This window comes from Phycicoccus jejuensis, assembly GCF_000720925.1.
In the GTDB taxonomy this organism is placed as follows: domain Bacteria; phylum Actinomycetota; class Actinomycetes; order Actinomycetales; family Dermatophilaceae; genus Phycicoccus; species Phycicoccus jejuensis.
Genome location: NZ_JOEE01000010.1, coordinates 111,259 through 118,386 on the forward strand (window position 1 = coordinate 111,259; position 7,128 = coordinate 118,386).

A 7,128-nucleotide genomic window follows, 5' to 3' on the forward strand; every position below is an offset into this window, starting at 1 on the left:
TTTGCAGTCGTGTGACGACTCACGGCCGACCGCCCTCACGAGGCGGTCCGGGCGTCGCGTGCTGGCAGACTGCCGGGATGTCCGTGAGGCTCCTGGTGCTCGATGACGACGACGGCATCCGCACGTCGCTGTCGATGGCGCTCGAGGACGAGGGCTACGCCGTCGTCGCGCACGCCAGCGCCGAGGACGCCCTCCAGGAGCCGTCGCTCGCCGAGGTCGACGTCTTCCTCGTCGACCTCATGCTCGGCGGGATGGACGGCTTCGGCTTCGTCCGCGAGATCCGCCGGCGCTCGGACGTGCCGATCATCGTCATCAGCGCCAAGGCCGACACGCACGACATCGTCGCGGCCCTCGAGGCCGGTGCCGACGACTACGTGACCAAGCCCTTCGAGATCAAGGAAGTCGGGGCGCGGCTGCGGGCCCTGCGGCGACGGCCCCCGATGGCGGCGCCGGCACCCGCCTCCCCGTCCGGTGGTGTCGTGGTCCTCGACGCCGCCCACGGACCGCTCGTCCTCGACACCCTCGCGGGCCGCGTCCGTCGCGGTGACGACGAGGTCCACGTGACGGTGACGGAGTACCACCTGCTGCGCGAGCTCGCCGAGTCCGCCGGGCGCGTCCTCAGCCGGCAGGTCCTGCTCGACCGGGTCTGGGACCGCGGCTACTTCGGGGACGAGCGCATCGTCGACGTCCACGTCCGGCGCCTGCGCACGAAGATCGAGGCCGACCCGTCGGAGCCGACGCTGCTCGTCACGGTGCGCGGCCTCGGCTACCGGCTGGACCCCGGGTGAGGCCGACGCTGCCCGTCCTCGGCATCCGCGCCACCTCCGCGGCGTCCTTCGCCCTGCTCGCCCTCACGGTGTCCGCGCTGCTCGCCGCCGGCACCTACCTGACGGCCCGGCACTACCTCGTCGGCCAGCGGGAGGCGACGGCCGCCCGCCAGGCCTTCGTCGACGCCTCGCTCGTGCGCGAGGGCCTGCTGACCGCGGGAGCTTCGGTGAGCGACGTCCTCGACGAGACCTCGCCGGCCCCGGGGGCCGTCGTCGTCGTCAACCGCGGCGGGCAGTGGTTCACCTCCTCGCTCGAGACCGGCGCCGACGACGTGCCGGACCGCGTCCGCGGGCTCGTCGCCGACGGCACGGCCGCCCGCGCGTGGACGGTGGTGCGTGGGGAGCCCGCGGTCGTGGTCGGCGTCCCCGTCCCGGCCGTCGGCGTGCAGTTCTACGAGCTGTCCCCCACGACCGAGCTCGAGTCGACCCTGCGCACGCTCGCGGTCGTCCTCGGCTCCTTCGCCCTCGTGACGGCGGCGGCCGGGGCGCTGCTCGGTGGCGCCGCGTCCCGCCGCGTGGTGGCGCCGCTGCGCGACGTGGCGTCCGCCGCGGCCGCCATCGCCGCCGGTCGGATGACGACGCGGCTGCCCCGCACCTCGGACCCGGACCTCGCCGTCATCGTCGGGTCGTTCAACACGATGGTCGAGGCGCTCGACGAACGCATGCAGCGCGACGCGCGGTTCGCCGCCGACGTCGCGCACGAGCTGCGCTCCCCGGTCACGACGCTCATGACGAGCATCGACGTCCTCGACGCCGCGCCCGAGGGGGACGCCGAGCGTCGGCGGGCCGCCACGCAGCTGGTCCGCCGTGAGGTGCGTCGCCTCCACCGTTCGCTCGAGCACCTGCTCGAGCTGGGACGGCTCGACGCGGGGGTCCTCGAGCGGCAGCCGGAGCCGGTCGACCTCGAGGAGCTGGTGCGCCACACCCTCGCGGAGACGTCGCGCCCCGACGTGCCGGTGGACGCCGACGCAGGCCTCGGCCCGGTCCTCGGCAGCAAGGCCCAGCTCCACCGCGCCGTCGTCAACCTCCTCGACAACGCCGACCTGCACGGCGGCGGCGCCGAGCGGCTGGAGCTGCGCCGCGAGGACTCCCTCGTCCTCGTGCGCGTCGTCGACCGGGGGCCCGGTGTGCCGCCGGCGGAGCGCGAGCGGGTGTTCGAGCGCTTCGCACGGGTCGGGTCGCGGGGGTCGGCACCCGGCTCGGGGCTGGGGCTCAGCCTCGTCGCGGAGATCGCCCGGGCGCACGAGGGCTGGGTCCGCTGCGAGGAGACATCGGGCGGCGGCGCCACCTTCGTGCTCGGCCTGCCTCTCGCGCCGTCGTCGGGGCCCGGGGCATGACGGGCCGGCGCCGCGCGGCGCTCCTCCTCACCGCTGCCGTCCTGCTGGCCGGCTGCGGCGCCCCACGCAGCTCGCCGGCGACCACGCTCGAGAGCGTGCCCTACGACCTGCTCGCGCCCTCGCAGGCGCCGGAGCCGTCGCCGACCGAGGCGGACCGCGGCGGAGGGCGCGCGTTCCTCGTCCGGGAAGACGCCCTCGTGCCGACCTCGCCGGTGTCGCCGGGCTCGTCCACCGCGGACACCGTGCGGCGCACGCTGGCCCGCCTGACCGCGGGTCCGACCGAGGACGACCGGGCGGCCGGCCGCTCCTCCGCCCTGGGACCCGACGTGCCCGTCTCCCTCGTGGCCCTGTCCGGGCGCAGGGCGGTCGTCGACATCGGCACCAAGGACCTGCCCCCGGGGGCCGGTCGGCTCACCCTGGCGGTCGGCCAGCTCGTGCTGACGGTGACCTCGGTGCCCGGCGTGGACGAGGTGACGCTGACCTCCGACGGCGCCTCGGTCCCCGCACCCCTTCCCGGTGGAGCCCTGACCGACCGCCCCCTCACCGCCGACGACTACCGCTCTCTGACGGCTGCCTCGGCGTCCTGACCTCGCGGGCGGCGCGCCGGAGGCCGCGAGGTGGACGAACCACGTCGCGGCCTCCGGCCCTCTCCGCTCCGGACCCCCCCCTCTGACCCGGAAGCGGTGGCTGCGCTCAGCCCGCCCGGGTGGCCGGCGCGTCCTCGATCCACTCCGGCAGGCGGGGGGCGCCCGCCTGGTAGCGCCGCGAGAGCTCGGTGACGTTCGGGTGCAGCCCGATCCCCCGGATCTCGCGGGCGATGGACTCGACCACCTGCCGCGGCGCGCGTCCCTTGGCGCGCGACTCCCCCTTGAGCTGGGCGGCGGCGAGGGCGTGCGAGGTGCGCTCGTCGATGGTGTCGCTGGTCTCGAGGACGATGGAACCGGTGGTCATGTCAACTCCCTGTCTCGCTCGGACCCGCTCCGTGTGGGCGGGTCGGTCTGACTCCTCCACAGTGGCAAGGAGATGCTGCGAGCGACCGGACGGCTTCTTTGCGGTTGCGTGACGAATGCGCTCGGACGGTTCCGCAGTCCTTCCGACGCCCGGTGGCGGGGGTATCACGGTCGTGCTGCCTTCCCACCGTCCGCGTCCCGAGGAGCCCCGTGCCCACCTGGCTGACCGCCGTCTCCGTCGCGTCGCTCGCCGTGGCACTGGCCTGCGGCGTGTGGATCGCCGTCGACGTCGTCCGCCGGCCGCCCCGCATGCGCGTGATGGCCGTGGTCTGGCCGGTGACGGCGCTGTTCGGCAGCGTCGCCGCGCTCTGGTTCTACCGCTGCCACGGGCGTGCCGGGGTCGGCGACGACCCGACGATGGCGGTCTCCGTCGGCAAGGGGGCGCTGCACTGCGGCGCGGGCTGCACCCTGGGCGACGTGGTCGCGGAGACGACCGCGTTCCTCGTGCCCTCCGTGCTCGTCCCGTTCGGGTACCCCGGTCTCCTCCCCGACCGGATGTTCGCCGTCTGAGGGCTCGACTTCGTCGCGGCCTTCGCCATCGGGATCGCGTTCCAGTACTTCGCGATCGTGCCGATGCGCGACCTCTCCCCCGGCCGTGGGCTGCTCGCCGCGCTCAAGGCCGACGCGCTCTCGCTCACCGCGTGGCACGTGGGCATGTACGGGATGATGGCGCTGCTCGTGTTCGGGGTCTTCCAGCCGCTGCTCGGCGTGCGGCCGGAGGCGTCCTCGCCGGTCTTCTGGTGCGTGATGCAGCTGGCGATGCTCGCCGGCTTCGCCACGGCGTACCCGATGGCCTGGTGGCTGGTCCGCCGGGGCGTCAAGGAGCGCATGTGACGCAGCCCGCGACGACGCCGATGAGTCCGGTGGCCGGCACCGGTCTGCACACCGACCCACCCCGGCCCACCATCCGACGGGAGACCCCGTGAAACTGCTCCTCACCTCCGGAGGCGTCACGAACGAGAGCATCCGCGACGCGCTGGTCGGACTGCTGGGCAAGCCGATCGACGAGTGCAGCGCGCTGGCCGTCCCCACTGCGCAGTGGGGTCACCCGATGTGCGGGCCCGCCTCGGTCCGGGGGTTCGTCACGGGCGACCGCCAAGGCGTGGGTCTCACCGCGCTGGGCTGGGCCTCGGTGGGCGTCCTCGAGCTCACCGCGCTGTCGAGCATCGGGGAGGACCGCTGGGTGCTGTGGGTGCGGGACGCGGACGTCCTGCTCGTCGACGGCGGCGACGCGACGTACCTGGCCCACTGGATGCGCACGTCCGGGCTCGCCGACCTGCTGCCCTCGCTGACGGACACGGTCTGGGTCGGTGTGAGCGCCGGCAGCATGGTGCTGACCCCGCGCATCGGGTCCGAGTTCGTGGCGTGGGCGGACGCCCCCGACGACCGGACGCTGGGGCTCGTCGACTTCTCCCTCTTCCCACACCTCGACGTCTTTCCGACGAACACGATGGCCGACGCCGAGCAGTGGGCCACCGCGATCGGCGGACCGGCCTACGTCATCGACGACCAAACAGCCCTCACCGTCGTGGGCGACTCTGTCGACGTCGTCTCCGAGGGCACCTGGGTGAGGCTGCCGTAACCGTCCCTGCCCGTGCGGCGCAGGAACGCAAACTGCTGCGTCAGAGACTCGTCGGTGGCCGGTGAGGCAACCCGCTGCACACCGCCCACATAGGGCCACTCCAGTCGTTGATTGAGTGTCCCTCGGGACGGCCTCGCCTCAAGGATCCGTCGATGGTCTGATAGTGGCTGCCCCAGCACGTCGTAGACGCGTACAGCCGTCTGGTAGTGATCGGCCTGACCACGCGCCCTATGTGTGCAGGCGCAACAAATCCGGACTGCTAAGTCCGCCCTCGCTCCTCCGTGTTTGTCCCGCGTGCGAACTGAGAGGCACGACGGCCAGGCCCACAATCAAGCCCTCTAGCTCTCCCTCAGGAACCTTGCTCTCAGAGGAGATCTTCCTGATCGCGCCACCGGACCCGCGGTTCTCTGACAAGACGCTAGCCAGCAAGCGTGACTGCTCGCGATGCATCCCATCTGGCTCACCCCGACGGAAGCCCTTCGACGACAGCTCCACCATCCAGTTTCGGTAGGTCCATTCGTTAATTACACCCAAGAAATGCAGGCGCCGGACCATGGCGACGGCAGAGACGCGCCAAGACCTCTTCATTGTCATCACATCGGACATGCGCAGTTCCCTGGCTGCAGTCGCGACCTGCCCTAGGACACCCCCAGCAGGCATCAAGAAGGCCGAAGCGAACTCATTGGCCTCATACTCAAAGTGCTTCGCCCGGTTGGTTGTCAGTTCTTTATGTAGGACGAGATGTGCAAGCTCGTGCGCTAGATCGAACCGAAGTCGCTCCCCGCTCTTGTCGGGGTTAAGGAACACGTATGGACGAGCCTGCGCCCAAAATGAGAAGGCGTCTACCTCACGATCATGAGAGTCGATGCTGAAAACGCGGACACCTTGGCGCTCCAGCAGCCCCAGGACGTTCGACACCGGCGCATCGCGTAGCCCCCAAGCTGCGCGCAGGAGCATCGCGGCTTCCTCGGGCGATACGTCTCTCCCGCCACGAGGTGAGGCGAGACTGTCCAAATCTGGAACGTCTGCTGACGGTGCGTGAAATCGACTGTCTAGCCAGTTGCTAAACGCGAGACCAAAACGAGCCGCAGCAACAACTCGCTTGGCCTTCCTGGCGCCGAGGCTTGAGAGGGCTCGGAAGCTCACCATGTCCACCCCGAGCTCCGGCAGCGCCGAGTCACCAAACAGCCCGACTCCCACGCCAAACACCTCTGCAAGGACGTCAACCGGAGGAGAGGCAACCTCGCCGTTCTCCCACTTTGTAACCGTGCGTCGGCTGACGCCGCAGCGCTCGGCCAGCTCCTCTTTCGTCCAGCCCCTTCGTTCCCGGAGGAGAGTCAGAATCTCAGGATTGAATTCGAGCTCAATCACTTCGCCACGACCGCAAACCCGGTGTCGTCGTCGCCCTCCTCGATGGGGGTAACCCCACCCGTCGTCGGAATCTTGGGCAGGAGGATCCGCTCACCCCAGCCGGTCACGTATCCCGACGCGTTCACCTCGGTCGGCAGCGAAAGCTCGACGTACAGTTCCTCATCAGTCGCTCGCACGAGCAAGAGCCAGACCGGGAGAGACGAGAGGTCCAAGTCCTCGTCGCCATCGCCCGGCATCTCAAAGAGCCGCGGCATCCAATCACGGTTCTGTCGCACTCGCGCGTGCGTTGCCGGGCCGCGCTTACGGCGCACGCGCGGCAACTTAGCGCCACGATGTCCGGTGAACTCGTCTCCGCCCATCACGGCGATCGCGACTCGGAGACGTGTGTTCACAACGGTCTCCAGATTGTTGGTGCGGTCCAACTTCCACTCGCGGCTGCGGCTCATGCACCGTTGACGAAGGCCAGCGGTCGTTTCACTCCACATCCGCTGACCGGCCGACTGGATCGGGTGGAACGGCCCGCACGCGGCCCGCCCCTCATCACCGTCGACAACCGCGGCCCGCAGGAGCCCTAACTCAAGTCCAAGCTCTCCAAGCCGCCTCACGGTGCGGTCTCCCTCGTATACACGGGTGCCGACCCAGCCAGTGGATGCGTTCTCTGTGCTCATCAGGAGCCCTTCCGTTCAAGTTCCCAAAAACTTACCACACTTGTGGCGCCAAAAGAGGAACCTACGGCACGCCACTGACACCCCGTCCACGTTCCATCGAGGGACGACTGGGCCGATCCGGTGGATCGGTTCAGCGCCTCAGCGCGGGGACTCTCAACACCACGTGGGTCACATGGCCAGGACGTGGTCTGGAGCGAACCCTGATCCTGGCTGCGAAGTGCCCCACATCGCCGCCTAGATGTACCCGGCCATCAGGTTGGTGACAGGCGGCTGGTCGGTGGGAGTCCGCCGAGGGCGGTGTGGCGTCGTTGAGTGTTGTACTGCTCGAGCCAG

General features: G+C 70.4%; 9 protein-coding genes and 1 pseudogene. 6 read left to right on the plus strand and 4 right to left on the minus strand.

Annotated features, from left to right (window positions below; all coding sequences use genetic code 11):
• Positions 1-77 precede the first annotated feature (77 nt).
• Genes IG69_RS0117540 through IG69_RS21295 form a run of 3 tightly spaced genes read left to right on the plus strand, consistent with a single transcriptional unit; the run spans position 78 to position 2,751 of the window.
• Complete coding sequence (locus IG69_RS0117540; RefSeq protein WP_030529470.1) at positions 78-788, plus strand: response regulator transcription factor; 711 nt, start codon at positions 78-80, stop codon at positions 786-788.
• The gene (locus tag IG69_RS0117545; protein ID WP_030529471.1) at positions 785-2,164 is read left to right on the plus strand and encodes a HAMP domain-containing sensor histidine kinase; all 1,380 of its coding nucleotides are present in this window, start codon (positions 785-787) and stop codon (positions 2,162-2,164) included. Before IG69_RS0117540 ends, IG69_RS0117545 begins: the two co-directional genes overlap by 4 nt.
• Positions 2,161-2,751, plus strand: coding sequence for a GerMN domain-containing protein (locus IG69_RS21295; RefSeq protein WP_051750708.1), 591 nt, complete (start codon positions 2,161-2,163; stop codon positions 2,749-2,751). Before IG69_RS0117545 ends, IG69_RS21295 begins: the two co-directional genes overlap by 4 nt.
• A 106-nt stretch (positions 2,752-2,857) precedes the next feature.
• On the opposite strand, the gene IG69_RS0117555 is transcribed toward IG69_RS21295, so the two are convergent.
• Positions 2,858-3,115 carry a hypothetical protein gene (locus IG69_RS0117555; protein ID WP_030529473.1) on the minus strand — a complete coding sequence of 86 codons (258 nt, stop codon included), beginning with the start codon at positions 3,113-3,115 and terminating at the stop codon, positions 2,858-2,860.
• Positions 3,116-3,324: 209 nt separating this feature from the next.
• Between IG69_RS0117555 and IG69_RS22800 the strand changes: the two genes are divergently transcribed.
• From IG69_RS22800 to IG69_RS0117565, 3 genes and pseudogenes are all read left to right on the plus strand, one after another.
• Positions 3,325-3,684 (plus strand): hypothetical protein, encoded by a 360-nt coding sequence (locus tag IG69_RS22800; protein WP_211251039.1) that lies wholly within the window; start codon positions 3,325-3,327, stop codon positions 3,682-3,684.
• Positions 3,685-3,699: 15 nt separating this feature from the next.
• A pseudogene (locus IG69_RS22805) lies at positions 3,700-4,008 on the plus strand (DUF4396 domain-containing protein); the annotation flags it as partial.
• Between the two features lie 88 nt (positions 4,009-4,096).
• Positions 4,097-4,756 carry a Type 1 glutamine amidotransferase-like domain-containing protein gene (locus IG69_RS0117565; RefSeq protein WP_030529474.1) on the plus strand — a complete coding sequence of 220 codons (660 nt, stop codon included), beginning with the start codon at positions 4,097-4,099 and terminating at the stop codon, positions 4,754-4,756.
• A gap of 228 nt (positions 4,757-4,984) precedes the next feature.
• On the opposite strand, the gene IG69_RS21795 is transcribed toward IG69_RS0117565, so the two are convergent.
• The 3 genes from IG69_RS21795 to IG69_RS22250 all read right to left on the minus strand — a co-directional run.
• Positions 4,985-6,127, minus strand: a complete 1,143-nt coding sequence (locus tag IG69_RS21795; RefSeq protein WP_084696901.1) for a helix-turn-helix domain-containing protein — start codon at positions 6,125-6,127, stop codon at positions 4,985-4,987.
• Positions 6,124-6,795 carry a hypothetical protein gene (locus IG69_RS22245; RefSeq protein ID WP_157577708.1) on the minus strand — a complete coding sequence of 224 codons (672 nt, stop codon included), beginning with the start codon at positions 6,793-6,795 and terminating at the stop codon, positions 6,124-6,126. Before IG69_RS22245 ends, IG69_RS21795 begins: the two co-directional genes overlap by 4 nt.
• 251 nt (positions 6,796-7,046) lie before the next feature.
• Positions 7,047-7,128 (minus strand): integrase core domain-containing protein (locus IG69_RS22250; RefSeq protein ID WP_157577508.1); only part of this gene is annotated, 82 nt, incomplete at its 5' end.

Bases quoted from the DNA above. Each gene is read 5' to 3' on its own strand.
- IG69_RS0117540 (WP_030529470.1), top strand. From the start codon at position 78: ATGTCCGTGAGGCTCCTGGTGCTCGATGACGACGACGGCATCCGCACG.
- IG69_RS21295 (WP_051750708.1), top strand. From the start codon at position 2,161: ATGACGGGCCGGCGCCGCGCGGCGCTCCTCCTCACCGCTGCCGTCCTG.
- IG69_RS0117555 (WP_030529473.1), bottom strand. From the start codon at position 3,115: ATGACCACCGGTTCCATCGTCCTCGAGACCAGCGACACCATCGACGAG.
- IG69_RS22245 (WP_157577708.1), bottom strand. From the start codon at position 6,795: ATGAGCACAGAGAACGCATCCACTGGCTGGGTCGGCACCCGTGTATAC.